This is a genomic window from Paraburkholderia sp. BL18I3N2 (assembly GCF_003001875.1).
Taxonomy (GTDB): domain Bacteria; phylum Pseudomonadota; class Gammaproteobacteria; order Burkholderiales; family Burkholderiaceae; genus Paraburkholderia; species Paraburkholderia phytofirmans.
The window spans coordinates 404,982-431,480 of sequence record NZ_PVNC01000006.1 but is presented as its reverse complement, the minus strand read 5'-3'; the positions used below and the strand labels follow the sequence as shown (position 1 = coordinate 431,480).

24 protein-coding genes are annotated in these 26,499 nt (G+C 60.2%); 4 read left to right on the top strand and 20 right to left on the bottom strand.

The features are described 5' to 3' along the window. Positions 1-191: 191 nt before the first annotated feature. Together B0G75_RS19690 and B0G75_RS19685 are read right to left on the bottom strand one after the other, a co-directional pair. On the bottom strand, positions 192-1,151 hold the full coding sequence (locus B0G75_RS19690; protein WP_106309198.1) for a DUF2950 domain-containing protein: 960 nt from the start codon (positions 1,149-1,151) through the stop codon (positions 192-194). 9 nt (positions 1,152-1,160) lie between these two features. After that, complete coding sequence (locus tag B0G75_RS19685; RefSeq protein ID WP_258194572.1) at positions 1,161-2,537, bottom strand: DUF3300 domain-containing protein; 1,377 nt, start codon at positions 2,535-2,537, stop codon at positions 1,161-1,163. A gap of 394 nt (positions 2,538-2,931) precedes the next feature. Here B0G75_RS19685 and B0G75_RS19680 point away from each other — a divergent pair, with 394 nt between their 5' ends. Further along, positions 2,932-3,342 (top strand): glycine zipper family protein, encoded by a 411-nt coding sequence (locus B0G75_RS19680; RefSeq protein ID WP_258194571.1) that lies wholly within the window; start codon positions 2,932-2,934, stop codon positions 3,340-3,342. Between the two features lie 97 nt (positions 3,343-3,439). Continuing rightward, the gene (locus tag B0G75_RS19675; RefSeq protein ID WP_106309192.1) at positions 3,440-4,024 is read left to right on the top strand and encodes a hypothetical protein; all 585 of its coding nucleotides are present in this window, start codon (positions 3,440-3,442) and stop codon (positions 4,022-4,024) included. 240 nt (positions 4,025-4,264) lie between these two features. Here the strand turns inward: B0G75_RS19675 and B0G75_RS19670 are convergent, their stop codons facing one another. From B0G75_RS19670 to B0G75_RS19610, 13 genes are all read right to left on the bottom strand, one after another. Beyond that, entirely contained in the window at positions 4,265-4,522 is a 258-nt protein-coding gene (locus tag B0G75_RS19670; protein WP_106309022.1) for an RNA-binding protein, read from the bottom strand. A gap of 73 nt (positions 4,523-4,595) precedes the next feature. After that, on the bottom strand, positions 4,596-5,183 hold the full coding sequence (locus tag B0G75_RS19665) for a membrane integrity-associated transporter subunit PqiC (RefSeq protein WP_106309019.1): 588 nt from the start codon (positions 5,181-5,183) through the stop codon (positions 4,596-4,598). Further along, entirely contained in the window at positions 5,180-6,799 is a 1,620-nt protein-coding gene (locus B0G75_RS19660) for an intermembrane transport protein PqiB (RefSeq protein ID WP_106309016.1), read from the bottom strand. The genes B0G75_RS19665 and B0G75_RS19660 overlap by 4 nt, the downstream gene beginning before the upstream one ends. After that, positions 6,783-8,066 carry a paraquat-inducible protein A gene (locus B0G75_RS19655; RefSeq protein WP_106309013.1) on the bottom strand — a complete coding sequence of 428 codons (1,284 nt, stop codon included), beginning with the start codon at positions 8,064-8,066 and terminating at the stop codon, positions 6,783-6,785. The genes B0G75_RS19660 and B0G75_RS19655 overlap by 17 nt, the downstream gene beginning before the upstream one ends. Continuing rightward, positions 8,063-9,589, bottom strand: a complete 1,527-nt coding sequence (locus B0G75_RS19650; protein ID WP_106309010.1) for an efflux transporter outer membrane subunit — start codon at positions 9,587-9,589, stop codon at positions 8,063-8,065. Before B0G75_RS19650 ends, B0G75_RS19655 begins: the two co-directional genes overlap by 4 nt. A gap of 1 nt (position 9,590) precedes the next feature. Then, positions 9,591-12,809: an efflux RND transporter permease subunit gene (locus tag B0G75_RS19645; protein WP_106309007.1), complete on the bottom strand. Its 3,219-nt coding sequence runs from the start codon at positions 12,807-12,809 to the stop codon at positions 9,591-9,593. A gap of 13 nt (positions 12,810-12,822) precedes the next feature. Then, a complete protein-coding gene (locus B0G75_RS19640; protein WP_258194577.1) occupies positions 12,823-14,040 on the bottom strand; it encodes an efflux RND transporter periplasmic adaptor subunit in 1,218 nt (405 codons plus the stop codon). Positions 14,041-14,157: 117 nt separating this feature from the next. Next, positions 14,158-14,562 carry a hypothetical protein gene (locus tag B0G75_RS19635; protein WP_258194570.1) on the bottom strand — a complete coding sequence of 135 codons (405 nt, stop codon included), beginning with the start codon at positions 14,560-14,562 and terminating at the stop codon, positions 14,158-14,160. A gap of 215 nt (positions 14,563-14,777) precedes the next feature. After that, positions 14,778-15,155, bottom strand: coding sequence for a response regulator transcription factor (locus tag B0G75_RS19630; RefSeq protein ID WP_106309002.1), 378 nt, complete (start codon positions 15,153-15,155; stop codon positions 14,778-14,780). A 165-nt stretch (positions 15,156-15,320) separates the two neighbouring features. Next, entirely contained in the window at positions 15,321-15,944 is a 624-nt protein-coding gene (locus B0G75_RS19625; RefSeq protein ID WP_106308999.1) for a response regulator transcription factor, read from the bottom strand. Then, positions 15,941-17,395: a sensor histidine kinase gene (locus tag B0G75_RS19620; RefSeq protein WP_106308996.1), complete on the bottom strand. Its 1,455-nt coding sequence runs from the start codon at positions 17,393-17,395 to the stop codon at positions 15,941-15,943. Before B0G75_RS19620 ends, B0G75_RS19625 begins: the two co-directional genes overlap by 4 nt. A 697-nt stretch (positions 17,396-18,092) precedes the next feature. Next, positions 18,093-18,680 (bottom strand): YSC84-related protein, encoded by a 588-nt coding sequence (locus tag B0G75_RS19615; protein WP_106308993.1) that lies wholly within the window; start codon positions 18,678-18,680, stop codon positions 18,093-18,095. Between the two features lie 406 nt (positions 18,681-19,086). Beyond that, the gene (locus B0G75_RS19610) at positions 19,087-19,767 is read right to left on the bottom strand and encodes a hypothetical protein (RefSeq protein WP_106309186.1); all 681 of its coding nucleotides are present in this window, start codon (positions 19,765-19,767) and stop codon (positions 19,087-19,089) included. Between the two features lie 385 nt (positions 19,768-20,152). Between B0G75_RS19610 and ppk2 the strand changes: the two genes are divergently transcribed. Then, positions 20,153-20,968, top strand: coding sequence for a polyphosphate kinase 2 (gene ppk2, locus B0G75_RS19605; protein ID WP_106308990.1), 816 nt, complete (start codon positions 20,153-20,155; stop codon positions 20,966-20,968). Between the two features lie 359 nt (positions 20,969-21,327). Here the strand turns inward: ppk2 and B0G75_RS19600 are convergent, their stop codons facing one another. The 5 genes from B0G75_RS19600 to B0G75_RS19580 all read right to left on the bottom strand — a co-directional run bounded on the left by B0G75_RS19600 (position 21,328) and on the right by B0G75_RS19580 (position 25,260). Then, on the bottom strand, positions 21,328-21,966 hold the full coding sequence (locus B0G75_RS19600) for an alkyl hydroperoxide reductase (RefSeq protein ID WP_106308987.1): 639 nt from the start codon (positions 21,964-21,966) through the stop codon (positions 21,328-21,330). A gap of 287 nt (positions 21,967-22,253) precedes the next feature. Beyond that, on the bottom strand, positions 22,254-22,562 hold the full coding sequence (locus B0G75_RS19595) for a DUF4148 domain-containing protein (protein ID WP_106308983.1): 309 nt from the start codon (positions 22,560-22,562) through the stop codon (positions 22,254-22,256). 250 nt (positions 22,563-22,812) lie between these two features. Further along, positions 22,813-24,186 (bottom strand): alkaline phosphatase family protein, encoded by a 1,374-nt coding sequence (locus B0G75_RS19590; protein WP_106308980.1) that lies wholly within the window; start codon positions 24,184-24,186, stop codon positions 22,813-22,815. A 223-nt stretch (positions 24,187-24,409) separates the two neighbouring features. Then, positions 24,410-24,862, bottom strand: a complete 453-nt coding sequence (locus B0G75_RS19585; protein ID WP_146142526.1) for a hypothetical protein — start codon at positions 24,860-24,862, stop codon at positions 24,410-24,412. Then, positions 24,859-25,260, bottom strand: a complete 402-nt coding sequence (locus B0G75_RS19580) for a hypothetical protein (RefSeq protein ID WP_219908288.1) — start codon at positions 25,258-25,260, stop codon at positions 24,859-24,861. The genes B0G75_RS19585 and B0G75_RS19580 overlap by 4 nt, the downstream gene beginning before the upstream one ends. A gap of 448 nt (positions 25,261-25,708) precedes the next feature. On the opposite strand from B0G75_RS19580, the gene B0G75_RS19575 reads away from it, so the two are divergent. Next, positions 25,709-26,434, top strand: a complete 726-nt coding sequence (locus B0G75_RS19575; RefSeq protein WP_106308974.1) for a DeoR/GlpR family DNA-binding transcription regulator — start codon at positions 25,709-25,711, stop codon at positions 26,432-26,434. Positions 26,435-26,499: the final 65 nt, after the last annotated feature.

Genomic DNA, 26,499 nt, shown 5'->3' with positions numbered 1-26,499 from the left:
CGCACGCCGTTCCACGATCCGGGGCGCGATGCCCCGGACCGGCCCATGCTGCTCCTCAAGCATAGTCGGTGGTCGGCGCGGTCCACATCGGACTTTGGTCCTAGATGCCTGCGTAGCCGCGCTGTCGTACTGTCGTATCGTCGAAGACGCCGGCGACCCACTGGAGCCGGGCATCAAGCGCGGCGACCGCCTCAATAGGGATCGTTGACGCGCTGCCATGTTTGATCCGGATCGAACACGGTGACGGGCGGCGCGTTCGCGCCACGATCTTTCTGGTAAATCACCCCATTGTTGTTGACCACGAAAGTCATCACACCGCTCGTGCCATATACGGCTGGATAGGCGACCATCGCAAAACCGGCCAGCATGTGCCCGTTGATGATGTAGCTAAAGGCGCCGCCCGCCGCGTTCTTGCCTTGCCGCGTCAAGATGCGGAAGTGATATCCCCGATAAGCGTCGCCCTTCTGGTGGCCTTTCAGATACGCCGAGCTGGCGGCGATCAGCGGTCCGAATGGACTGGCTTCCTCACCGCTGCTCTCGTCCGTCTGCCAGTAAAGGCCGTCCTGCCTGCCGGGCGTGCTGGCAAGTTTTTGCGCGTATTCCAGCAGGCCGTCATTGGTTCGATCACGTGACGCATATTCCCGCTGTGCGTCGACATAGGCGCGCAGCACGTGGATTGCCTCGCGTTCGTTTGCGCCGATACGGCGATTCAGGATTTCCTCCTCGCCGAGTTCCGTGGCAAACCGCCAGCTACCCTTCTCCTTCACGATGGGGATCGGCATCGGCCACGCCTCGCCGCCGACCAGCAGAATCCGCCGATCCGGTCCGGCTTCATCGAGGACATGGAAGGCATCTAGTTCCGCGCTCGCCTTGGCCCAATTCGCTTCGTTCTCCGCCTGATCCGGCGACACCACCAGGCGCTTGTGCGCCTCGCCAAAAATGGCGACCAGCGTCGCTTCATCGCGGGCCTTGAGCGCCTCGGACAAAGCGGTGACCGCCTGCTCCGGCGTCGCGAACGTGCGTTGCGCGGCGGCAAAGGCACCAAGCGGAACCAGCAATGCGAGAACTATCGCGTATAACCCGCGCCATATTGCCAGGCCGAGCCGCAATTCCGCGCGCCGGTTCGTGCCGGTCCTGATCGGGTCAGTCATTATCATCCCCTATCGCCGTCCACCACCGCGGCCACCACCGCCGCCACGGGTGAACCCGCCGCCACCGCCACCGCCGCGCCCGCCTCCCGATGAAAATCCACCGCCGGAATGGCCGGAAGCCCGGCCATGGGAGTCGGAGAACGACTGACGACTCGCCGCGCCCCGTGAACTATCCGCCTGTGCGTCGCGCGCCGATCCGTAGCCGCTAAACGCATCGCCCCCGCCTCTTTGCGAGGCCCCCGTGCCTTGGTCCCGCGTGCCTGCCGAAACGGGGCGCTGAGCACCCTGGTCTCTCGTGGCCGGCGTAGCCGGGCGTTGAGCCGCTTGCTGGCGTCCTCCTGAGGCCGCATTACCACCTCCCGCGGCGCCGCGGACCGGTGCATCGCCGACCCGTTGCATGCCGGCGGCGCGGCCTGTCGTGCCGCTGACCTGGCCTGGCTTCTTCTCGGATCGCCATGCGGACGATTGCCCTCCCTGCCCTCGCGTGCGGTTGACATCGCCCGTGTTGATATTGCCTCGCTCGACATTCCTTTCCCGATCGCTTCGCTCGACGTTCCTCTCCCGGTTGATGTTGATGTTGTTATTGCCGCCGCCTCCGTAATGAGCCTCATAGTGTCCGCCATTCCAGGCCGCGCCAATCGCCGCTCCCCATATCAGGCCCGTCGCGAGCGCCGCACCCGGAGCGTAAGGATAGTAGTAGGCCGGATAAGGTGCGGGCAGGTACGCGTAAGTCGGAGGCGCGCCGGCTACCACGACGGTGGTGGGGTTGTATTGCGGCACGTAAATCACCTGCGGGTCGGCCGGGACGATCTTGATCACCTCCTTCTCGACCACCACGACCTGCTTGTCGTCGGTTTTGAGCTGACCCGCCGCCTGCGTTTGACGCCGGAAGCGCTGCACCGCCTCCAGCACCGCGCCCTGATCGGCGACGACGGCTTCGCCAACGCTGATCGTCCAGTCGAGATCCGTACTCATTCTTTTGACGACTTCGGGGTAATTCAGCAAGGCCTTCACGGGATCGTGCCAGTTCTCGTTGACTTTGAGCGACTTGTCACTTTTGCGCTGATCGAGGAAGCGATCCGCCTGCACGATCTCCACCGGATAAGTCGCGGCGGGAAGAATGATGGCGACGAGATCGTCGGGATATAACGCAATGGGTCCGACAAGTTTGTCGAGCGTCGCAGCGGGAACGGCGGCCGCGCCGACGTCAGCCGCGGGGGCCTGCGCAATTGAGACCGTCGCGGAAGACATGACGTAGAGCGCCAGCATTGCGACGATAACCGCATGGATCGAGATCCGGGGCAACTTGAGTTCCTGCACGACGACCGCTCGCGGCCACCTGTCGGGCGCCCACTCAAACGGGATGATCCGTTCAAAAGCACGCATAACGCGGTCCATTGTTGCTTCCCCTCACTCTTCACACTCAAGCAGGCTTGCGACCTTTAAAAGACAGTTATCCGAAGCAATGGAAACGGGACGCACGTGCTCTACAAACATTTTGGACCCGACGCGTGCCCTGTTGCAAATACGACCTTGGTCCGATTGCGCACTGCATGCCTGAGACGCAATGATGAGAGCGAAGATGCCATCGCTGCCGACACCTCGCCGAGCGCTCGATCCTGGCAGGACTCAACAGCCTGCGCCAGCTTCGATTTCACGCTCGCCCAAAAAGGCAGCCGGCGGTCCGCATAGGTGTGGACTTACGCAAGGAGTCGTCGTGATTACGTTGAGAAAGTACATTCTTCTCGCCGCTTTAGCCGGTTCGATGTCATGCGATGGTATGGCGCAATCGAAGCCCATTGCCTATCCCGCGAAAGGACAAAGCCCGCAAACGCAACAGCAGGATGACGGCGCATGTTATTCCTGGGCCAAGAACAACACCGGCGTGGATCCGGCGGCGATGGCCAACGCCCCGCCTCCGCCTTCCGGACCTGCAGTGGGCGGCGGTGAGCGCGTTCAGGGCGCCGCACGTGGCGCTGCCGGAGGCGCAGTCATCGGAGCCATAGCGGGTGACGCGGGCAAAGGGGCGGCGATCGGAGCCGCAACCGGTACGATGGTCGGCGGATCGCGTGCGCGGCAGAACCGGCGCGCAGCCGCGGCATCGACACAGTCACAGACGCAGGGTGCGATGGACACATTCAATCGCGGCTATGCCGCGTGTATGGAAGGTCGTGGCTACTCCATCAAATGAACTTTAGCGTGTAAGCACGGTAATGCGCCCCGTCATGAAAGACCGGCGGCCATTCGGCCCTAAGTCAATGTGCGCGCAGGCGTTCAAGGAGAGCAGCATGAGAAACAGCAGACTCATCGTCGCAGCCGCGTTCGTGTCTCTCGCTGCTACGGGTTTCGCCCAGACAGAACCACAAGTGGCGGTCAACAGCGCGCCCGGCAAGGTAACCATGCAGGGCACGGTGAAGACGAGCTCGACTGTGGTGGGTATCGAACCGGCCACGCGAACGGTGTGGCTAAAAGACGCCAAGGGCAAGGTCGTGCAAGTCGTGGTGAGTGAGGAAGCACGCAACTTCGACCAGCTCAAGATCGGCGACGTCGTCACGGCGCAGTATTCGCAGGCCGTTACCGTCACGCTCAAAAAGGGCGGCGCACCCCTTGCCGTCAACGAGAGCCAGACCTTGGAGCGAGCGCCGATGGGCGCCAAACCCGGCGGCTCTGCAAGCAGGGAGATAACGGTCATGGCCAATGTGACCGCCGTCAACCACCAGACCGGCGCGATTACGTTGAAAGGCCCGCAAGGCAATTCGGTGGAGCTTATCGTACAGGATCCCGACCAGCTCAAACTGATCAAAAAGGGGGATCAGTTGGAAGTGCTCTACAACGAAGCCGTGGCAATTTCCGTCGAACCTCAAGCCAGGTAGCCACGCAGGGTTGATTGCACAGTTCAACCGGAGCCGAACGGACAATGGAAGATTTGGCAATCCACCCCGCAGCCGCAGCGCCAGATAAGTCGGCCCCAAGTAGATCTTGCCCGAATCGTGCTGCCTGGCTACGCGCTTCCCTCCCCCCTCATTGGCTCAGCAGCGTCCCGCTAATGGATCGTGTAACGGATGAGTGGCAAAAACCGTCCGACGCGGGTCCACTATGCGGCTCCTGGCGTTCTACGATTCATCGCGCTCCGGAAGAAGCAACGCGGTGATCGTGCGGCCTTTCCAGAACAGGTTGTGAACGCGCGATTGCAGCACGCGCAACCCGTCCGCCGTCACGTCGTCGAAACTCACCAGCGCCGCGGGCCGGGAGCCCGCGCCCGGGATACGGCGGATCGTACTGAACTGAGGGAAGCCATACCGTACAAGGAACTCCCCCATTTCCTCATCGGAGACGCTTTCTTCCACGTTGCCCAGCATCAGTTCAGCCATGATATTTGCTCCTCGAGCGTTACCCTGCGCGCGGCGTTGCACCACGACGTCGATGCACGATCCGCACGCCGCGTCACCGGGCCGGACTCGCCTGCAGCGCCGCCGCGATATCGCGGCTCACCGACGCCAGCGCGCGATCGTGGGCGGCGACGAGCGCTTCGAAGCCCGGGCCGGACACTGCCTCGCGCGCAACAGAGCGGCCCGTGACGGGACGGCCTTGACCGGGCGGACGCACGGCCCATAGCACGTCGACGGTGACGTCCCGCCCCGGTGTGGACTCGAAGCGCATCACGTCGATACGTACACGCCATACGCCAGGCGGCTCGCGCGTCAGATCGAACACCGAGATCTGCGGTGAGTTCAGCAGCACGGCAAGGTCGGCGGCAATCACGCCACCGATGTCGCCGCTCAACGGTTGTGCCCAACGGGCGAATTCGTTGATCTCGACCTCGTTGTCTCCCACCCGGGTCACGATTTGCGGCCGGTCCACCAGGTCCGGTATCGTAACGGGCCCGATCACGGCAGCAATTGAGCCCGTTGCGCCGGAGTTGGCGAGAGAGCGGTCGGCGCTCAGCGTGTAGAAACTGGCCGATGGCGATTTGCATCCGCCGAACCAGCCGGTGACAAGTGCGAGAATCAGATATGCCGTCGCGTATCTCATGGCTTGTCCTCAGACTTGCCGCGCACGAGCGCTTCCGGATGCCGGGACAGATAGTCGGCCAGCGTACGCAGCGTCGCTGCCGTCCGGGTCATTTCGTGCATCGCCTGTTCCGTGGATTGCTGCAGCGACGAATCCGGTTGCAGCGCGGTATTCGCGGAATCGAGCACGGTTTGCGCCGACGTGAACGTGTCACGCGCCTTCGGGACGACCTCGCTATTGAGTTGGGAGATCATCGAGTTGGTCGTGCGTAGCGTCGTACGCGCATCGTTGCCGATCGCCTCGAACGGAACATTGTTGAGCTTGGTCAGCAAGCGTGTAACCGAGTCTTGCAGCGACTGAAGCGTGCGAGGTATGGCAGGCATTTCCGGCGGCGACTTGCTCCAGTCAATCTTCGCCTTGGGCGCATCCGGGTAATAGTCGAACGCGACGTAAAGCTGACCCGTCAGCGGATTGCCGCTCTTGAGCTGGAAGCGGAATCCATGTTCGACCAGATAGTCAGCCATTCCGCGTGGGTCGTCGCTTAGACGGCCTCCGGCGCGCCCGTTCTGATAGCGTGACGTAAAGCGCTCGGGATAGATCTGTATTTCGACGGGAATGCTGAAACGATTTTGTGCCGGCTCGAAGCGAGTATAGATCGCCGTCACCTCGCCGATGACTACGCCGCGAAAATCGACCGGCGCGCCAACCGTCAGGCCTCGCACCGAATCCATGAAATTAACGACGTATTTATCGACGATCCGATCGTGCTGTTTCATCGCGTCGGCGCGCGTTGCGTAAAGTTCGAATTGCGCATTGGCAGCGGCGTTGGTCACTTCCTGTGACTCCGGCGGTGACTCGAAAGCCACGCCGCCGATGATGATGGAAACGATCGACTGGGTTTCGACACGCAGGCCGTTCGTATCGAACGCCATGTCTACCCCGCTTGCGTGCCAGAAGCGCGTATCGGTCTTCACGAACTGGTCGTAAGGCGCATTGACGAACGCCTTCACCGTGACGCCTTTGCCGTCCGGGTCCAGTTGGTAAGAAGCAATCTGGCCGACCCGGAGTCTGCGGAAATAGATGGGCGTGCCCACGTCCAGCGAGCCGAGACCCGCACCCTTCAAAATGAACTCCCGCCCTGGCACGTCGCTCGCAAACACAGGGGGCTCTTCGAGCCCGACGAAATCACGCCGCGCTTTCTCTGCATTCCCGACATCGACGTCGATGTACGACCCGGAGAGCAGCGTGCCGAGCCCCGAGACCGTGCCGCCTGAAATGCGCGGGCGCACTACCCAGAACCGGGTGTTCTCGACCAGCAGACTCGCCACGTCGCGAGCCACCTCTGCCTTCGCCACGACGCGCTTATGATCCGGCGAGAGGTTTACGGCCTCGACCACGCCGATATCGACGTCCTTGAACTTGACCTTTGTCTTTCCGGCTTCAAGGCCCTCGCCGGTCTTAAAACTGATGGTGATATTCTCGCCGCGTTCCAGGATCGCTTTCGTAGCCAGCCATCCGCCGATCAGCACCGCCACGATCGGCACGAGCCACACCAGTTGCATACGCCAGCGCGAGCGTGGAATCGAATCCGCCGGGGGGAGTTCGGGAAGATCCGGCTCGTCATTGGGTCTTGACATGAGCTCTCTCCGCTGCATCCCAGATGAGGCGCGGATCGAAAGCCATCGCCGCCAGCAGTGTCAGCACGACCACCGCCCCGAACGCTATCGATGCCGGACCGGCCTCGATCGTCGCCAGCGCCTTGAATTGCACCAGCGCGACGAGCATCGTGATGACATAGATATCGAGCATCGACCAGCGCCCAACCAGTTCGATGGCGCGGTAGATTCTGGTGCGCTGCTCGGGAAGCCATTGCGAGTGAAGCTGGGTGGAGACCGCCAGATACGCAAGGCCAAGGATCTTGAGCATCGGCACCACGATGCTTGCGATGAACACGAGAGCGGCAAGCAGCCATGAACCGGACACCCACAGATAGGCCACGCCGCTCATGATCGTGTCTTTCTGCGCCCCGAAGAGCGAACTCGTTTTCATCACGGGCAGCACATTGGCGGGGATATACAGCACGATTGCCGCCGACAGATACGCCCACGTCCGCGAGATGCTCGCTGGCTTGCGCATATGCAAGCGCGCTCTGCAACGCGGGCAGCGCTGCTCGCCCGATCGCGCCGGATCGCGTACCAGTAGCCCGCACTCTTCGCACAGCACGAGTCCGCATGCGGAGGCCGTCACCGCCGTGCGGTGCTGCCCGAAGGGAGGCAGCCGCCACGCGCCGTCGGCATTTTTGCGGGCGCAGATGCGCGACCATATCTCGCGCGGATCGAAGGTCGCCGACGCCGCGGCGAGCAACAACATCAGCACCACGAACGACCACAACGCCGTGCCCGGCACGACCTTCGCGATGTGCGTCAGCTTGACGAGCGCGACCAGCAGACCGAGGATCAGCACCTCGGTCATGCCCCACGGCCGCGCCAGTTGAAACAGCCGGAAGCCCTCGACCGCGTGCCACGGCACACGTCCCAGACGCAGCGGCACGAGCAGCCACAGCATGGCCACAACCTGCAGCGTCGGCATCAGAATCGTCGTCAGGAAAACCAGCGCCGCGAGCGGCCAGGTGCCATGCGTATAAAGCACGCGGACCGAGCCGGCAAGGGTCGTTTGAACAAGATTGCCGTTGACCGCTAAACCGACGATAGGAAACACGTTCGAAATGACCAGCATCACGGCGGACGCGAGGGTAAAGGCCAGGGCACATTCGGGCCCGTTCGTACGTTCCCTGCCGAGCTCCGCGCGACAACGACGGCAACGCCACGAGCCGCCGGGCGGCAGAGGCGCTGCCAGCTGGAGCATGTCGCACTCCTCGCAAGCAATGATTTCCCGGCGTGTCATCTCGCCTCCAGCGCGACCGCTGGGTCGCCCGTCGGCGCCGTGCCACGCGCGATGGGCGCGGTCGGTGTAGTGTCCGGCTGCGGCGTGGCCGGTGCGGGCGGTGGAACCGACAGTTTCTCAGCGGCGAGAACCCAGCCGCCGCCCATCGCTTTATAGAGGTTCACATACGACGTCAGCTCCGCGCCTTGGATCTGCGTATAGCTCAGTTCTGCGTTGAAGAGGCTTCGCTCGGCGTCGAGCACTTCGATGTAGCTCGTGTAACCGCCTTCATAACGCAGACGCGCGAGCCGCGCGTAGGTGTGCAGCGCCTCGACCTGGTTGGCCAACACGGCCAACTGCTCGCGCGTCTTCTGCACGGAGATGAGCGCGTCTTCGACCTCCTGGAATGCCACCTGAATCGCTTTCTCATAAGCGAACAGCGCTTCCTGCTGACGCGCCTCGGCCTGCCGCACCTGCCCGGAGATATTGCCCGCCGTGAAGATAGGCTGCGTCACGCTGCCGGCAAAAGACCATACCCGCGCCGGCCCGGTGAAAAGATTCGAGAACTGCGAGCTGACCGTGCCAAACAGCCCGGTCAGCGAGATGGACGGAAAGTAAAGCGCCCTGGCCGCGCCGATCAGCGCGTTTTCCGACACCAGGGCCTGCTCGGCCTGCAGCAGATCCGGACGGCGCTCCAGCAAGTCCGAAGGCAGTTCGTTCGGGATCTGCGGCGAGCCCATCATCGACAATTCGCGACCGCGCAGAATTGCGCCCGGGTTTTTGCCGATCAGCACGGACAACGCGTTTTCCTGCTGGCCGATCTGCGTTTCGAGCTGCGGGATGGTGGCTTTCGCCGCCTCGTATTCCGACTGGCTTTGCGCCAGCTCCATTTGCGACACCTCGCCGCCCCTGAAGCGCAACGTGAAAACCCGGACCGATTCGTCGCGGCTTTCCACGGTCGACTTCGCGATCTCAAGTTGCCGATCGAGACTGCGCAAGTTGATGTAGGCGGATGAAACGGCGCTGACCAACGTCAGGATGGTGGCCCGCCGGCCTTCCTCGCTGGCCAGAAGGTTAGCGCGGGCAGCCTCGGTCTGGCGGCGAACCTTGCCGAAAAGATCGATTTCCCATGCCACCGACACCGTCGCCTCGAACTGGTTGTAGATCGGGCTGACACCGTTCGGTACCGGTATTCCAGTCGCCTGGGACGCGCGCTGGCGAGATGCATTCGCACCCGCGCCCACCTGTGGAAACAGCGCGGAACGCGTCGTCACGAACTGCGCCTGAAACTCGTCGACCCGCGCGGCCGCGACCTTGACATCGCGGTTCTCCAGCAATGCGGTTGCGATCAGCTGGTCGAGCACCGGATCCTGAAACTGCTCCCACCACGTCGTGTTGGCAATCTCGGCGGCCTCGCCCTGCGCAAAGCGATATGTTGCCGGCACCTCCACCGTGGGCCGCACGTAATTGGGGCCGAGCAGGCACCCGCCCAGCGCAAGCAGCGTGGCCGAAGCGAGCAGGCGCGCCAAAGCGGTCGCGTTCATGTCAAGGGCTCTCTTGCGACGGCGCGTGCGGCGGCAGGCCGGGCTCCGCGGCGCCCGGCTCCCGCGCCGTTCCGGCTGCGCCGGGGTCGGACTTCTGCTTGCCGCCGCTGGAGCGAGACGACATCGACTCAAGCAGGTAATAGAACATCGGAATGAAGAATACGGCGATGGCCGTCGCGCCGATCATGCCGCCAATCACTCCCGTGCCGATCGAATGGCGGCTGTTGGCCGACGCGCCCGTCGCAATGGCGAGCGGCACACAGCCGAGAATGAAGGCCAGCGACGTCATCACGATCGGACGCAAGCGCTCTTCCGCCGCAGTCATGGTGGCGTCGAACACCGAGGCGCCGGTCTCGCGGTTCAGCACCGCGAATTCGAAGATCAGGATCGCGTTCTTGGCCGCGAGCGCAACCAGCATCGTCAAGCCGATCTGGAAGTAGACGTCGTTACTCAGGCCGCGTAGCAGAATGGCGAGCAGTGCGCCAAAGAGCGCGAACGGGACCGCCATCAGCACGCCGAACGGCAAGCTCCACTTCTCGTACTGCGCGGCGAGGATGAGGAACACCATCACCAGGCCGAACACGAAGACGAGCCCCGACGTGCCGCCCGATTGCCGTTCCTCGTAAGCCTCTCCGCTCCAGGCGACGTCGTAGCCGGCCGGCATTTGCGTCGCCAGTTCCTCCAGGGTGGAGATGACCTGACCGGAGCTGAATCCGGGAGCGGCGTTCGCCGTGATTTTGATCGCGGGAAAATTGTTGAAGCGCGTGACCAGATCGGGACCCACGACAAACTGGTAAGTGGCCACCGACGTCATCGGCAGCATCTTGCCGGTCTTGCTGCGCACGAAGATCTGATCGAGGTCGCTGGGCTTTAACCGGTACGACGGCTCAGCCTGCAAAATCACTTGCCAGAGCCGGCTCGATCGGTTGAACTGCGAGACGTAGAGCGAGCCGAACATCGTCTGCATCGAGCTGTACGCGTCTTCGACGGGCACGCCGAGCGTCTCGGACTTGTCGCGGTCCACCTGCACCAGCAGTTGCCGCGACGAGGCGTTGAACGTCGAAGTCACACCCGCGAGTTCCTGACGCTGCTTCGCCCTCTGAACGAAGTCTTGCGCAACCTCCGCGAGTTGCGCAATGCTCGCATCGCCCTTGCTCTGAATCCACACTTCCGTGCCGCCGGTCGTGCCGAGACCAGGAATCGACGGCGGGTTGACGGGAATCACCACGCCCTCTTTCACGTTCGTGAAATAGCGGTACGCATCTTGCAAGACTGTTCGCGCGTTCTGCGTGCGGATGTTCGCCGAAGAGTAGCGTTCATCGAAACTCTTGAAACCGACAAAGAAAGTGCTTGCGTTGTTCTTGTTCTGACTATCAAGCAGGCTAAACCCGTCGACCACCGTGATGCTGCCGACTGCCGGCTGTTTGATGAAGTAGTCGGTGACCTGTTGGGACACTTCTCCGGTACGGTCGAGGCTCGCCGCGTCCGGCATAACGACAGCGCCCAGCAGATAGCCCTGGTCCTCCGGCGGCAGGAACGCGGAGGGAATCGACCGCACCATGAGCACCGCGAGTACGATCATGGCTACGAAAAACACGAGGGCGAAAATCGATCGCTTGATTACCAGCCTGACTGCTCGCGAATAACCCGATGTCATGCGTGCGAACTGTTTATCGAACCAGCGGAAGAAGCCCTTCTTCTCGTGGTGGGAACTCTTCAGCAGCAACGCGGCGAGCGCCGGCGACAAGGTCAGCGCGACGATGCCGGACAGCACGACCGATATCGCAATCGTAATGGCGAACTGCTTGTACATCTGGCCTGTGATGCCGCCGAGAAACGCCACCGGTACGAATACCGCGCACAGCACCAGCACAATGGCGACGACCGGTCCCGCAACCTCGTCCATTGCCTTTTTGGAGGCATCTTTGGGATTGAGCTTGAGCACCGTAATGTTTCGTTCGACGTTCTCGATCACGACAATTGCGTCGTCGACCACGATCCCGATGGCGAGCACCATCCCGAACAAGGTCAGCATGTTGATCGAGAACCCCAGCGGAAGCATGAACATGCATGTGCCGACAATCGAGACCGGGACCGCCACGATCGGAATCAGCGTCGCGCGAAGACTCTGCAGAAACACGAAAACGACGATAACGACGAGCACCAGCGCTTCAAAGAAGGTGTGAACGACATCGGAAATGGAGGACCGGGTGAACTCGGTCGTATCCATGGCGATTTCATAAGTCATGCCTTCCGGAAACGATTTCTTCAGTTCTGCCAGCGTTGCGCGAACGCTCTTCGAGACATCGAGTGCATTCGCGCCCGGCTGCTGATAAACAGCGAGGACGGTCGCGGGCTTGCCCTGGAACCGGCTGCGGATGGAGTAATCTTTTTGCCCAAGTTCGGCGCGCCCGATGTCCTTGATCCGCACGATTGCCGCCCCGCCATTCGCTGCGCGCACGATGATATTTTCGAACTCGGACGGCTCGGTCAGACGGCCAGTCGTCGTCACGGCAAAGGACTGCTCAACCGATTTTCCGGTAGGCGACTGCCCGATACTGCCCACGGCGAACTGCTGATTCTGGTTCGCCACCACGCGCTGAACGTCCGCGGCTGTCACGCCCAATTGCGCCATCCGATCGGGCTTCAGCCAGATACGCATCGCGTAATCCGGATTGCCGAATATGCTGGACTGATTCGCGCCCGGCACCCGCTTGATCGCGTCGAGCACGTAGACGTTGGCGAAATTCGCGATGTAGACCGAGTCATACCGGTCGGAAGGTGAATAAATTGCAATCACCATCATGAAGGCCGACGACTTCTTCTGCACCTGAATGCCCTGCGCCTGGACCGATTGGGGCAGTTGCGGCAAGGCGAGATTCACGCGGTTCTGCACGTCGACTTGAGCCAGCTCCGGGTTCGTGCCGATCTGGAAGTACGCATTGATCGTCAGGTTGCCCGTGGACGAACTCGACGAGTTCATATAGATCATGTTGTCCGCGCCATTGACCTGCTGCTCGATCGGCGCAGCGACATTGTTCGCCACAACCTCCGCGTTCGCGCCCGGATAGGTGGCGGAAATGGTGATCTGCGGCGGCGTGATGTCAGGATACTGCGCGACCGGCAGGGAGAACATCGCCAACGCGCCGCCTAGCGTAATGACAATCGAAATGACCGACGCGAAAATCGGCCGATCGATGCAGTAGTGCGAGATGCTCATATCGGTCGGCCTTTCATTGGGTCGCACCGCTGCCGGTTCCTTGCGCCTCGGACTCCTTAGCCTGCGTGGAAGGTGCAGGTGCCGGCGCCGCACTTTCAGACCCGGCAGGTCCGGGCGGCGCTGCGCCCTTCTCGGGGGATGGGCCTTTGACGATCTTGAGTTGCGCTCCCGCTGCGACACGCAGTGCGCCATCCACCACGATGCGCTCGCCCGGCTTGAGTCCCTCGGAGACGAACCAGTCGTCGCCTTGCCAATCTCCCACTTCGACGACCCGCTGGTGCGCTTTCGACTGGTCGTCGACGACCCAGACAAAGTGACTCTTCGAGCCTTGCAATACGGACCTCTGCGGCACGAGAATCGAGTTGGGCCTGATGGCCCCGGAAACGCGCGCTTTGACGAACTGACCGGGGCGCAACGCTCCCTTCGGATTATCGAATACCGCCCGCACCAGAAAGGTCCCCGTTTCGGTGCTGAAAGCGGGGTTCGCAAAGTCAATACGGCCGACCTGCGAGAACACCGATCCGTCGGCCAGAATCAGCTTGACGACAAAATCGTTGTGCTCGGGGAATTTCAGACGACCTGCAGCAATCTGGTCCCGGTACTTCAACATCTCGTTTTCGGAGATGCTGAAGTTCACCCACATCGGGTCCAGTTGATAAACGTAGGTCAGCAAGCCGTTGGAAGTCGCCGTGACATAGCTGCCGTCCTGCTGACGTGCAAAGCTCGACAGACCCGCGAGGGGGGACTTGATTGTCGTATAGCCGAGATTGAGTTGTGCCGTATCCACTTCCCCCTTTGCCGCGATCACTGCGGCAGCGGACTGCTTTTCGTTGCCTATCGCGTCGTCGAGATCTTTCTTGCTCAACGCGTTCTGAGCAGCGAGCGGCTCTACCCGCGCCAGGTTCGCCTTGGCAACCTGGTAGCGCGCCTGCTGCTGCGCGAGTTGTCCTTTGGCGGTTTGGAGCGCGGCCTCGAACGGCTTGCGGTCCATCTGGAACATCGTCTGCCCCGCCTTGACGAGCTCCCCCTCAACGTACAGGCGTTTGTCGAGAAAACCGTCCACGCGTGCACGAATCTCGACCTCGCGGGAACTCTGGGTCTGAGCGGTAAAGTCGAAATCGACAGGCGTATCCTGCTGTACGACGGTCGTAATGGTCACCTCCGGCGCGGCCGCAGTGGGCGCGGCAGGTTGCTTTTTGCAGGCGGCGAGCAAGGTCATCGCCGCTGCCATCAGCAGCAGAGCGCGCCACGAACGATGAAAGACAATCGATGTGTCCGCAGGACTGAGACAATGCGGCCCCCGCGCGGAATGATGGATGGCGACAGTTTTCATTGCGCGCCCGCCTGATCACAAGACCGTACAGTTGCCGAAGAGCACCAGCGCATCGTCGCTATTGACGATCGTCAATGTCATTGATCCGTCGGTCGAATCGAGCACCATGGTCCACCCAAATCCCATCTCCGTACCGTCCATGATGATCTGATTGGCGTCTTTGCTGGCGATGCGCATGGGCGTCGTTCGCGCGGGTCCGACGATCACCTTCTTGTCGAAGTCGAGCGAAATAAACCGGGGCGCTCCAATATCCGCCGGCAACGAACGGTTGCAGGTTAGTCCCGGATCGCATGAATGCGCGTCGATCGTCGCGCAGAGGAGTCGTTTGCTGCCGTCGAAGTCGGCGGCCCACGTGTCGAGTGCAATGGCGCTGAGCAGAATCGTGATAGCAGAGGCGAGTAAGGTTGACTCTAATTTCATCACGTACTCCCGCGTTTTCTTTGAGCGCTGCTCGCGCAGTGAACCCGCGCGCGACGACGGCCGGCGAACGCGTCAGGTCGTTTAGCCGCGCCCACTCGAAACGGCTGGTCGTTCGAGTGACGCGCTGATGTAGGTCAGTTTGGTAGCTGAAATTCAGAGAGGCAATCGGACCTTGGTCTCATATCGCCCGGCCGGGAACAGATGCTTCAAGGGCGCTACGGCCTGTTCACCGCCATTTCCACAGCCTTGATCAGGATGGCGGCATTGAACGGTTTTCGTAGATATGCGGCAGCGCCTGACGCGAGCGCGGTCTGCCTGACGGAAAACTCGTCGTACGCGGTGATCATGATGACCGGCAGGCCCATCGGCGCAATTTGACGCTGAACTTCCAGTCCGCCTGTGCCAGGCATCTGGATGTCGAGAATGACGCACGCAGGCCGGTACGACGGAATCGCCGAGAGTGTATTCAAAAACTCGTCGCCGCTCGAGAACGTCTCCGCCTCAATGCCTGAGGCGCGCAGCAGACGCTTGATGGCTCGGCATACCGATTCATCATCGTCGACTATGGCAACGATCTGATTGGAGTTGACCATTTTGAATACGCGAAAGCGCCGTCGCTCCTCGAGAAAACCCGTTCGGAGTTCCAGCGTAACGTGAGATTTTAAAGCGAGATATAGGACCTTGGTCCACTAGCGGCGTCAACAGGATGGAATTGCGCCGGCGTCCCTCCCGCGCAATCCCGATCGGGCAATGCAAACTTATAGGTCGTCGGCTGCGTCCATGCCGACCTTTTCCGCGAGCCGAACCAGGTGGGCAATCGATCGCGCCTTCATCTTCTTCATCACCCGAGCGCGGTGGATCTTGATGGTCTTTTCAGCCGCGCCAAGATCGCTGGCGACCTGTTTGTTCAGACGCCCTGTCAATAAAAGCGCCATGACTTCTCGCTCGCGGTGCGTGAGATGATCGACCCGTTCCTGCAGTTCAGCCTTTTCGCTCCTCTTCGCCCACTCCATGCAAGCGACCTTTAGCGCGCGGTCCACCGCGGCAAGCAGGAGAGATTGGCATACCGGCTTTGGCAGAAAATCGAGAGCACCACCCTTCATTGCTTCAACGCTCGACCCGACATCGCCGTGCCCGGTCAGAAAAACGATAGGCAAGAGCTGATTGAGATTGCGCTGCACTTCAAGCCCCGACATTCCCGGCATCTGCAAATCGAGAATGAGGCATGCAGGTACGCTGGCGAGGTCGGCTCTATCCAGAAAGGCTTCGGGGCTGTCAAAAGTTTCAACCAGATAACCGGATGCGCGAAGCAGTCGGGAGAGCGCGCATCGCACCTGCTCGTCGTCGTCCACGATGAAAACGCGAGCGACGTCCGGATTCATGACGACCCGCGGTGACCCCTTCGTATAGCCGCTTTCTGAGGCAGCACTATGTGAAACGACGCTCCCTTGCACTCGTTGTTCTCCGCCCATAACCAGCCTCCGTGTGCTGTCACTATCGTGCGGCTGATGGAAAGACCAAGACCGAGTCCCTGAGGCTTCGTCGAAAAGAATGGCCTGAATATTTTATTCATCTTGTCGACGGTCAGCCCTTGACCTCGATCCTTCACCGTAATCTGTACTCCTCCCCCGGCTCCCTTTCGCACCGTTGTTTCGACGATGCGTTCATCTGGATCGCAATCCTTCACCGCGTCGAAGGCGTTCAGCAGCAGATTGAGCAACACCTGCTGCAGTTGCACCCTATCGCCGAACAACGTCTCCAGATTGTCGGCGATGTCGAATTCCGTGCGAACTTCCCGCGCTGCTGCATCGCTATGTACGAGCAGGGCAATGTCCCGGACCACATCGCCAACATCTACCGGCTGCAGTTCCAGGTTACCTTTTCGTACCATCGTCCGGATCTTCTGGATAACTTCGCTCGCGCGGCGATTATCCAGAATGATATCGCCCAATGTCTCACGGAGTTCTGCCGTATTGATCTTCTCCGATTCAATCAATTTCTGCGCCGCTTGCGCGTTGCTCAAGATAGCGGTAAGCGGCTGATTCAGTTCGTGTGCGAGAGAGCTTGCGAGTTCTCCCAAAGATGAAACCCGCACCAGATGAGCCATCTCCTTGCGGCTTTGATCGACTTCGCGGCAGGCCACGAGCCCTGCTATGGCAATGATCTGCAGACCCTGATCAGACGTGCTGCATCTGGTGGTATCGGCTTCCACGTGAAAACCTTCCCCGTTGCGCCGGCGCGCAACCAGCATCTGTGTCGTTGCCCGATCGGCGCTCCTGTGACGGGTGCCACGGTCTTCGGCCATGGAATCGCAACCCTGCCAGGCATGAACCGGAAACAGCATCTCGATCGGTGCGCCGGTCAGTTCTTCACTGGTGTAGCCGAACAGTTCTATCGCTCTGGCGTTCGCAAAGACTATCTGATTTTTCCGATCGACCGTGAGCGTCGCGACCGGCAACACTTCAAGCGCGTCCCGCAAATGAATTCTTTCGTCCAGAATCCCGCGCTTGCCGCAACGTTCTGCTTGCAGACCTGCCGCGCTTGCGCCTGCATGTGCGTGCCGCCCCGGCTTTGCATTGGCAAGCTCGCGCTCGTTGGCGGCAATCCACTCTTCCGGCTGATCCGCAACATCGCCGAAAAGCGCTAATGATTTGGCGCCCGGCGTTCTCAGCCGCCAATATCCTCGTTCCCGAGGCGAACGGGCGCTGATGGGGGACGCACGCGAGCGGCGGTGGACACCTTGAGGCGAGCGCAGTCGGGCCACGTAGCAGGCCATGGCAATACCGACCATGCCTTGCACCAGGTCTTTGCCACGCACGATCAGATTGATCACCGGTATCTCCGTCACCAATGTTGAGTGCATGTCCTAAGTCGCCGTTTCGCCACGTGCGGTTTCGGTCAACTATACTGATTCTTAGCGTTGAACTCGGAGCATCGGTAACTTGAAAGCAGTATAGGACCTCAGGCAAGGATGTGAAGGTTTATGAAAGACTTTTTTGAGAATTTCAATCCTTGCCCGACGCGTACCGTAAGGTCATTCACTAGCACTTATCTGAACGTTGAAAAGCCTTGCTAATGCAATGTAGCGGTACATCTCCTCCCGCGAATCGAGTAAGGGCCTGCATACATGCACATATGCCCTCGCCGGGCACAGCGATGAGAATTCGCGTCATATAGCGATCGGCGGACAATATCCAGACAGCGACGGGCCGGAACGTCTAAAGGACTATTTAGATATATCCCGTGCGTCGGCCTATTCCACCAGCGGATGCACAACAAGCTTCTTATCCGGAGAAAATCTGTGGGCAGTGCGCGAATCAGATTATTAGCCTCCTGATAAGATCGCCCCCACCACGCCATCAATAGCGAATCATTGCACGCGCAAAATGATAATAAAGACGTGCCGACCTGATCAGATCACGAACGTGGATCGCATCGTATCGCGCCGTCCGCTGTGCAGAGGATCGAATTAATGTGGCACTCCTTAAGCATGCTGATTAACTTTTGATGTCAGAGCGCGTAGCGCTAGCTTACAGGTCAAGTTTGGTCACCTTCGTTCCGGCGAGCGACAGATCGGCCATCAGACCGACGTTGGTCAAGACGAGCGCAACCACTTGCGAGGTCGCTGATGTTGTATCTATCGCGCCGTTGGCACCCATTTTCGCGATCGAGACTCCTGTGTCGGCTCCAGCCGACCACCCCGCCGAATTGCGGAACCCGTCGAGCGCGGATTGCGTCATGAAGAGGAATATGACCGCGGTCGACTGGACGCCCGCCTGGAGTCCAAATGAAGCGGAGGTCGTGTTGTAGTAGCCGACTGTCGCGCCACCCACTCGCAACGCGCCCTCGCCGTGCTCGGCGCCGACAATGAAGGCCGCCTTTTTCACCGATGGGAAGACCAGCACCCCTTGGGCCTTCGAGACCAGTTCACTCGAACCTCGTACCGTCGTGGCCAATCGTGACAACGTGCCGTCCACGGCTGAATTGATCTCTTGCCGCTTTGCCGCGTCAGTTTCGGGACTCTTGCCGCTGCCGGATGTCGCGGTGCACCCCGTCAAAGTCAAACTCGCGGCGGCGGTTGAAATCGCGATCGTTTGCATAAAATTCCGTCTGTTCATTATCGACCTCCATTGTGGTTACAGTGCGGACCGCCAGCCCGATTTCTGGCCGCTTTGTTCCTTGCCCAATCGCGATCCAACGGTTGCCCGCAATGTGGCTCGCCTTACTGGCTCATCCAGCGAGCAACACAGCGCTGCACAATGACCCGTGAAGTCCTCGCCGCGGCTACCGCTCCTGTCCACATCGCACAGACGAGCAGTCCCCCGCGAACATGCAAACCGTCGCGTCTTCGGTGAATGGACGCGTCGATGGCGACGCCTCCGATTACATAATGTCACGATGCGACAATCCGAGAATCGGACCTTGGTCTTACGCTGGCAACCTGATCGGTGGTAGCGGCGTGGTGAGCCGATCATGTGAGGTTGTAGTCGACCCGGCACGCGGCCCGGGAGAGCCGCGCCCGCTTTATCCTCCCAACGCAATGATCGCCATGGTCAGCAGTACGCCGAGCGCTGCCATGGCAAATCCGGCTTTCCATTCACCGAACCCGGAATAACGGCCCAGCGCTATTCCGCTGCCAAACAGGATGGCGATCGTCAACGCACGCGAGACGATCAAGGCAATCGGGACGTTGCTGAACACGATGAACGGTAAGGCAACCGGGAACGTCGAGGAGACCACGATCAGAAAGATGGCCACCGCTCCGACCATGTCAGCCCGCAAAAAGCGCGGTCGGCGCGGTAAATCCGGGATGGCGGCAATGCGCCCCCGGATGAGTTCCAGTTCCGTATCGGCAATCAACGGCGCGACCCACCTGGGCAATGCGTCACGAAGCGCGCGAACTCCCGCCGCCGCATCCGGCTCATGTCTCAGGGTCAGCGCAAGCCTAAGCCGGCGGCCGCGATTCGTCAGCGTGCGTACCAGAAACATGACCGCATCTGCGAGGCCCCACGCGAGGTTGCAGCCAAGCGCCGTATAAAACATTTTCCGCCCGGCATCTTCGCCAGCTGTGACGGCCGACACGGCGCCGACAAACGTTAGCGCCATAAACAGGCCAAAACACAATTCGCACACCCGATCGACGGTGTCCAGAACCGGCTCGCGGGCGTCGATGTTTCCCTGATCCATCAGACCGATAGCGTACATGAGGTCTCTCGCCGCGGTTGGCATGTGTTTATCGTTCCCCTGGCCGAACGCACTCATGGCATGTCGACACGCGGCGGCGGGCGAATGCCGCCAGAGGGTGAATTTTCGTCGCGCCGATCACAAACGCGGCAGCAGTCCCAATGCTGTTCCGGCGATGACAAGTACCTCTTGGTTAGTGGCGATGGCGCTGTTCGAATCAGCACGTGGACATAGCATGGCGACGACCGTTGGATCGACGATCCAATGGCGGACTCTAGCAAGATACTGCGCGCGTTTCAGCGACGATATTGGACCAAGGTCGTATGGCCTTCCAGTGTCCGGCGTCCTACCCTGCTAAAGGATCATGGGAAAAACATGCAGGTCACGTCCGCGCGGAGATATGGGAATGGCGAAGACTCGGGGGAAAGAAGTGCCTTCCGCGGAGGGCACCGCCCTCTCTTACAAGGAATACCGGAAGGCGTTGTTCCATCTGCACGTTGAACTGGTCAAGCTCCAGGAATGGGTCGTGCAAACGGGAAGCAAGATCTGCATCGTGTTCGAGGGACGCGATGGCGCCGGTAAGGGCGGCACGATCAAGGCGATTACCGAACGGGTGAGTCCGCGGATATTTCGCGTGGTTGCGTTGCCTGCGCCAAGTGAACGCGAGAAGAGCCAGATGTACTTGCAACGTTACGTGCCGCACCTGCCGGCCGCGGGAGAAGTTGTGATCTTCGATCGCAGCTGGTACAACCGCGCGGGAGTCGAGCGAGTGATGGGCTTCTGTTCCGACGAGGACGTCGAGGCCTTTTTCAAGGCGGTGCCGCTTGTCGAGCGTGCGATCGTCGATTCAGGGGTGATCCTGCTTAAATACTGGCTGGAGGTCAGCCCCGAAGAACAGACGCGCCGGCTCGAAGCTCGCATCCATGACGGACGCAAGGTCTGGAAGCTGACGGAGATGGATCTGAAATCCTATAGCCGATGGCATGACTACTCCCGTGCACGCGACGCGATGTTCGAGGCGTCGGACACCGACATCGCTTCGTGGCATGTAGCCAATTCGAACGACAAGCGGCGCGTGCGGCTCAACATCATCAGCGACATGCTTGGAAGGATTCCTTACCAAGAAAAGCCGCGCAAGAAAATCACGCTGCCGAAGAGACAAAAACCCGATGGCTATAAAGATCCGGACTATCCGTTCAAGTACATAGCCGAGCCCTTCTGACCCGGAGCCTCACGAGACTCGGAGACGGCAAATGCTGCAACTCGACGCCGGACATCCGGTTGTCCATCCTGTTGCGCGGCGCGTCAAGCCGTGAGGTAGTAGTCCTGGAACTGATCTTTCAGCTGGGCATGAAAGCGCCCGCGCGCCCGCGTGTGTACCCGGTTCAGAAGCGCTTATCAATGCGATGCGGACGTGACGCCCGTACGGGCTTGTTGAGCCTTTGCGATCGGTGCGGCTGTGATTCGACGTTCGGCTTGCCGCAATCAACAAGCAGCGTCCCGCGCCGAGACAGGTTTCGTCGATTCCGAGTGGCCACGCGTTTTGACACGCTTGCCACCGACGTGACCTGCAGCTCAGTGCTACCGCTTGCTCGCCGCGTGCAGTGCTGCTCTCATGCTCAGTTCTATGTCGTGAAGTTTCGCGCCGAGCTCCACAAAGCTGCTGCGCCCCTCACCGAATACCTCACCGTTCATGTAGATCGTCGGCACAACGCTGATACCACGCGCCGACACCTCACCTTGAAAAATTCCTCCGTCGATCGTAATGTTGTGAATCCGTGGATTGATTACCGTCATCATGTTCAGCCCTTGCACGACGTCCACACAGCTTTTGCAAGATAGCGAAATATAGGTCTCGAAATAATAGTCACGCTCTAGCGCTCGAATCTGTTCAATGGTCGGACGGTCGGCTATTACGGGATGTCCTCCCACCTGGAGTATTGCAAGGACAAAGGACGAAAATTCAGGCCCTGTTGGAGTGGCGGCAAACTGGATACCGGCCTTTCCTCCCGCCTGCCTGATTGAAAATGATGGCTTGCGTGGGTTGCCCTGCTGCTCCTCGATTACCGTCACCAGATCTGTCAACGACGCGATTTCGTTCAACATCGTCAGCATCTCGTGCGATTGTTGACCACCGCCCTGCGACACGACCAGTTCGACAGGTCGGCGAATGTTTCGCATATACGTCTGCAGTTGTGACGTGAGGCTGACGTTTAACATGTTTCGATTCCATGACGACTTCACAAGTTTAGTCAAGAAGCGCCAGGAGTTGAAAGAAATCTGAACAGAAGGTGCAGCGCCGATCTGCCATCGCAAGCAGGAGGGTGTCAGGCAATGCTCCCTCGAGCGTCGGTGCGTTTTGGTGCGCTGCCGCACATATTTAAAGTGTTCGCGAATCGTTTGATATCGGTGGCGGTCTGTAGCTCACGGGATCAGCTGCGCTGCAATGCGACAAGCGGTTGCTGCGCGCCAAGGCTGAGGAGGTTCGTTGTGGCTCCGGGGGCTTCTCACTTGGGTTGCAACTGCTTGCACTCCGTTTCGAACCAATGGTCGACCTGGCGCTGCGCCGCGTGTAGATTCGCTGGGTAGTGCGGGTCGTTGTGCCATGGTGATGGGTTGTAGCCCGCTTTCCTCAGGGCCGAAAGCTCGCTTCGGTGTTGCGACTTCGTCCGAGGCGCGTTGCTTTTAATCTCGGCCAGGTCACGACACTCCGTCGGGCTCAGATGTGGCCCGCTTTGTGTGGCGCCGGCGGCATATCCGGTCAGCAGCAGCGCCAACGCAGCAACCGTCGAGCAGGTTTTCGTGAGCTTTTCCATAGCGCATCTCCACGCGTCCGATTGGTCGTACGCGAACAGCGACGCCGCCAGTCGCGCGTGACTTCCACGTTTATTTTGCCTTAGTCCAGTCGCTAGAAGAAGGCGCACTGTGCCAGGAGAACGATCGTCGACCGAAAGTTTGGTGTGAAAGGCATCAACCGACGCCACCTCGACCGTTTGCGGTAGCCAGGCGCAATCCCGGCGGCGCCGACATCGTCACACCGCCGCCGACATCGCCACACCGCCGCTCTCAATGCTTCCCATACACAGAAAGATATTCCGCCAGTCCCGTCCACTGCGGCGAACTCAGCAATTGCGGATGATCCCTTGCCACCTGCAGCGCGACATTATGAAAACCCTGCGTCGTATCCGACACGCCCGCTTGCACCGGGCCGTTGAATGCGGCCGCCGCGGTCTGTATCGGCGCACCCGCCAACGCGGGCGGAGGTTGAACCACGGGCTGACTATTCAGAGCGCTCGACAACGGATCGAGCTGCGCATTCCGAGTGCTGACAGCAGCGGAATACTGCTTCTGCGAGTCGAACTTCTCCGCAAGCATATGCAGCACTGCAGTGTGGTCGAGTTTTCCCGAGTAGACGCCGCCCGGCGTGACGTACGGCGACACCAGAAAAGCCGGCACGCGCAGACCGGTGGTCTTGAAAGAATATCCCGCGATGTCGGCCGCGATGCCCAAAGGCGCGACATGATCGAAGAATCCACCGTGCTCGTCGTAAGTCACGATCAACAGCGTCTCTTTCCACCTGGTCGGATTCGAAATCAAGGTCCGGTAGATATCCGCAATGAACGCCTGCCCTCCGGCCATCCCCGTTGGACAATGATCGTCGTTAGCGGTGTTATGAGGACCGTCGGTATATTCCGGCTCGATGAAAATCACTTTTGGCAAAATGCTGTTGCCTTGCCAGTCACGAGCAAACCTCGAATACCGCCGGAAGTTTCCGCCGGCATCGTTGACCGGCAGTGTCAAGGACAGCAGGATTTCCGGAAGCCATTCCTTCATCAGGCTGAAGAACGGAAAGAAGCTCCCCGACTGATAGACACACCAAGGTATGCCGCGCTGGCGAAGCCAATCGTACGCAAGTGGCTGAGCGGGCAGAAAGCTCAGCCCTTGCACGTTGTCGCTGATAAGGCTGGTCCCCGCCATCGCCATCAGGCGATTCGCCTGAGTTCCCGAGGGCAATGGAGCAAACCAGTTGTCGCACACGGTGAAGTGTTTCGCGAGAAAGTCGAAAGTGGGCACGGTGCGAGCGTCGTAATAACCCATCACGTCGGCCAGATTCGACGCCGCCGGTTTGCGGGTTGCATAGCTCTGCACGAATCCGCCGAGTTCCGGGCATCCTCCCGGCGCACACGGCGTGTTGATCTGCGTGGCGATCGGGGCGCGGTCGTGAGGCGGATCCGAGATGGCGGGCCCGCTCGGACCCAATGCGTGGATGGGATATTGCTTGCCGTTGTATACGTTGATGAAGTTCGCCTGCCACGCCGGATCTGCGGAAAGGCCGTTGACCTGGCTGCCGTTCAGGCTCAGATATCCGAGTGCGTGATCGAAGGAGCGGTTTTCCATCATGACGATCACGATGGTGTCAATCTGGTCCAGAGCAGACATTGAAGCTCCTTGTGCACCTGGCATTCAGCGCAAACCGATTCGTATCGGACAAGGTAGACGAAAACCATGCCTTTCGCGTCTCAGGTAATTCCCCAGGAGCAACGGGAACGACGCCGGGCCGATATCGCGCGACGGACACGCAGGAGTCGCGCGTCGCGCCTGCCTGATCTTCAAAAACGCGACTCGAACGAGTTGATGATGCAGCGCGCTCTCGCAAGCTACCTCAAGGCGTGCAGTTCGAGCCCAACCTCACCTTGCGCTTATCCAGTTGCAAACGGTTGCCGCTCAGTTTGACCTTGCCGGAAAACGAATCGCTCTTCCACTGGATCTTGCAGGTCGACGCATCGATCGCATAGACCACCTGCTCGCTGCCCGAATACGTGGAGACGAGAAGCTGCTTGCCGTTCGTATAGAGGGGCCGTTCGACGATACTGACGTTCGGGTCCACGGCGCACGATGCGCCGCCCGCCCGGCTTAGCGTAACCGGACCGAGCCAGGCCGTCGGACTATCGGTGCCGTCGCTCTGGCCCAGATCGATGGACAGGTCGCCTACGCTGACCTTGCCCGTGCCGGGATTCACTTCGCCGTAATGACACGGTTGCGCGACGGCAACCGGCGCCGCAATCAACAGGCCGGCAACGGCCATGACCGCTCGCGTGATAAGACTCTGCTTCATGGTTTGATAGCGTAATACTGGACGTTCGCGAGATCCGCATGCGTCCAGGAAAAGTTAATGGCGGTGTTTTTCCGTCCGACGCCGCCATATCGGCCCCAATAGGCGAGCGGATAAGGTTTCGATTGGCCCGGCATGATAATCACGACATGGCCGTGATGCGTCGCCTTCAATCCGGCAACCACCAGATAGCCGAGCCCGGCATAAGCGACGGCCTTATCGGCATCCGAGCCGAGTTGAGTCCATGGTGCACGGCCGATCTTGTCGATAATGCTATTCGCATCACCTGTCAGCGTTATATCGAGGTCCGCCGCGACGGCCTTCAGGAAGCCGCTGCAATCGGCTTTCCACTGTGTCCAGTGGTTCTCACACAGGGTTTTGATGTTTTGTCCGTCAGCCATTATCGTGATCCGTTTTGCATGTGACGTTGTCAGTTTTTCTCCTGCCGCGAAAAGCCGTGACGTGAGCGTTCGGATTATAACGAGGCTTACGGAAATGTAAATGAATGAATGCCGTATGCGGTGCGGATTAAAAAATGGTGCATCCATTCTGAATGCAATCGTATTCCGCGGCGATTCAAGCGGGTTATCAATAAATGCCTCGCTTCATTTAACAAATTGGCGCAAAGAGATTCAGTACTTGTGCGGTTGGCCTCAGGCGAGAGCTATCCGTCGAATGACTTCGGCAACATCCCGGAGCACGACAGCGCCGAAACAATAAAAACGTATGCCTCCAATCCTCCCAAACAGCCGATATCCCACTCGCCGTGCGCACCACCTCTTGTTATAATTATTTCACCAAATCGAACAAAACATAACGCCCCTCCACACACTGCGCGACAGGAGCTCCATGCTGAAACCCGACCGCCTCCGCGCCCTTGCCGATGCACTGGGCAGGCAAAACGTGATGCGCCTGCGCGACGCCGCCGGCCTGCTGGGCGTTTCGGAAATGACTGTGCGGCGCGACATCGCAGGCAGTCCCGAGCGATTCACGTATCTCGGCGGCTATATCGTCAGCGCGACCGACGTCCCCAATAACGCCGGCTACTCGCTCGAAGAAGAGAAAGACCACTTCGCGCAGGCCAAGGCCGAGGCGTCGGCGATCGCGGCGGGACTCATCGGCAACAACGAGACGCTGTTCATCGACTGCGGCACGACGCTCACCACACTGGCCAGGCTGATTCCGGTCGAGCGGCATGTCACGGTGGTGTGCTATTCGCTGAACGTCGCGGAGATTTTGCGGCGCAAACCCAATGTGCGGATGATTCTGCTGGGCGGCGTCTATGTGCCTTCGTCCGATTCGTTCGCGGGCGAGGAAAGTCTGGAGATGTTGCGCCGCATGGGCATCAACAAGGCGTTCATTTCCGCCGGCGGCGTGGACACGGCGCGCGGCGTGACGTGCTGGAATTTTCATGAGGTCGCGCTCAAACAGGCGGCCATGGCGAGCGCGGTCGAGCGGCATCTGGTGGTGGACCAGAGCAAGTTCGGCGTGGTTAAAGCCGTGCGTTTCTCGCAAGTAGACGACTTCGACTCCATCATCACCGAGAAAGGCCAGGAGCATCGCAAGCGCCGCTAGGTGCGCTTGCTCACCTCTGCATTTTGCGACCCCCGGCGAACAACGCGGAGGCCGCAGCTTCGATC

What these genes read in the sequence shown, in the direction of transcription:
- ppk2 (WP_106308990.1), top strand. Translation starts at nt 20,153, where the DNA reads ATGGCGAAGACTCGGGGGAAAGAAGTGCCTTCCGCGGAGGGCACCGCC.
- B0G75_RS19690 (WP_106309198.1), bottom strand. Translation starts at nt 1,151, where the DNA reads ATGACTGACCCGATCAGGACCGGCACGAACCGGCGCGCGGAATTGCGG.
- B0G75_RS19590 (WP_106308980.1), bottom strand. Translation starts at nt 24,186, where the DNA reads ATGTCTGCTCTGGACCAGATTGACACCATCGTGATCGTCATGATGGAA.
- B0G75_RS19640 (WP_258194577.1), bottom strand. Translation starts at nt 14,040, where the DNA reads ATGGCAGCGGCGATGACCTTGCTCGCCGCCTGCAAAAAGCAACCTGCC.
- B0G75_RS19685 (WP_258194572.1), bottom strand. Translation starts at nt 2,537, where the DNA reads ATGCGTGCTTTTGAACGGATCATCCCGTTTGAGTGGGCGCCCGACAGG.
- B0G75_RS19665 (WP_106309019.1), bottom strand. Translation starts at nt 5,183, where the DNA reads ATGAGATACGCGACGGCATATCTGATTCTCGCACTTGTCACCGGCTGG.
- B0G75_RS19575 (WP_106308974.1), top strand. Translation starts at nt 25,709, where the DNA reads ATGCTGAAACCCGACCGCCTCCGCGCCCTTGCCGATGCACTGGGCAGG.
- B0G75_RS19615 (WP_106308993.1), bottom strand. Translation starts at nt 18,680, where the DNA reads ATGAACAGACGGAATTTTATGCAAACGATCGCGATTTCAACCGCCGCC.
- B0G75_RS19630 (WP_106309002.1), bottom strand. Translation starts at nt 15,155, where the DNA reads ATGGTCAACTCCAATCAGATCGTTGCCATAGTCGACGATGATGAATCG.
- B0G75_RS19670 (WP_106309022.1), bottom strand. Translation starts at nt 4,522, where the DNA reads ATGGCTGAACTGATGCTGGGCAACGTGGAAGAAAGCGTCTCCGATGAG.
- B0G75_RS19585 (WP_146142526.1), bottom strand. Translation starts at nt 24,862, where the DNA reads ATGAAGCAGAGTCTTATCACGCGAGCGGTCATGGCCGTTGCCGGCCTG.
- B0G75_RS19625 (WP_106308999.1), bottom strand. Translation starts at nt 15,944, where the DNA reads ATGAATCCGGACGTCGCTCGCGTTTTCATCGTGGACGACGACGAGCAG.
- B0G75_RS19650 (WP_106309010.1), bottom strand. Translation starts at nt 9,589, where the DNA reads ATGAACGCGACCGCTTTGGCGCGCCTGCTCGCTTCGGCCACGCTGCTT.
- B0G75_RS19610 (WP_106309186.1), bottom strand. Translation starts at nt 19,767, where the DNA reads ATGTACGCTATCGGTCTGATGGATCAGGGAAACATCGACGCCCGCGAG.
- B0G75_RS19645 (WP_106309007.1), bottom strand. Translation starts at nt 12,809, where the DNA reads ATGAGCATCTCGCACTACTGCATCGATCGGCCGATTTTCGCGTCGGTC.
- B0G75_RS19600 (WP_106308987.1), bottom strand. Translation starts at nt 21,966, where the DNA reads ATGTTAAACGTCAGCCTCACGTCACAACTGCAGACGTATATGCGAAAC.
- B0G75_RS19635 (WP_258194570.1), bottom strand. Translation starts at nt 14,562, where the DNA reads ATGAAATTAGAGTCAACCTTACTCGCCTCTGCTATCACGATTCTGCTC.
- B0G75_RS19675 (WP_106309192.1), top strand. Translation starts at nt 3,440, where the DNA reads ATGAGAAACAGCAGACTCATCGTCGCAGCCGCGTTCGTGTCTCTCGCT.
- B0G75_RS19595 (WP_106308983.1), bottom strand. Translation starts at nt 22,562, where the DNA reads ATGGAAAAGCTCACGAAAACCTGCTCGACGGTTGCTGCGTTGGCGCTG.
- B0G75_RS19655 (WP_106309013.1), bottom strand. Translation starts at nt 8,066, where the DNA reads ATGACACGCCGGGAAATCATTGCTTGCGAGGAGTGCGACATGCTCCAG.
- B0G75_RS19680 (WP_258194571.1), top strand. Translation starts at nt 2,932, where the DNA reads ATGGCGCAATCGAAGCCCATTGCCTATCCCGCGAAAGGACAAAGCCCG.
- B0G75_RS19660 (WP_106309016.1), bottom strand. Translation starts at nt 6,799, where the DNA reads ATGTCAAGACCCAATGACGAGCCGGATCTTCCCGAACTCCCCCCGGCG.
- B0G75_RS19580 (WP_219908288.1), bottom strand. Translation starts at nt 25,260, where the DNA reads ATGGCTGACGGACAAAACATCAAAACCCTGTGTGAGAACCACTGGACA.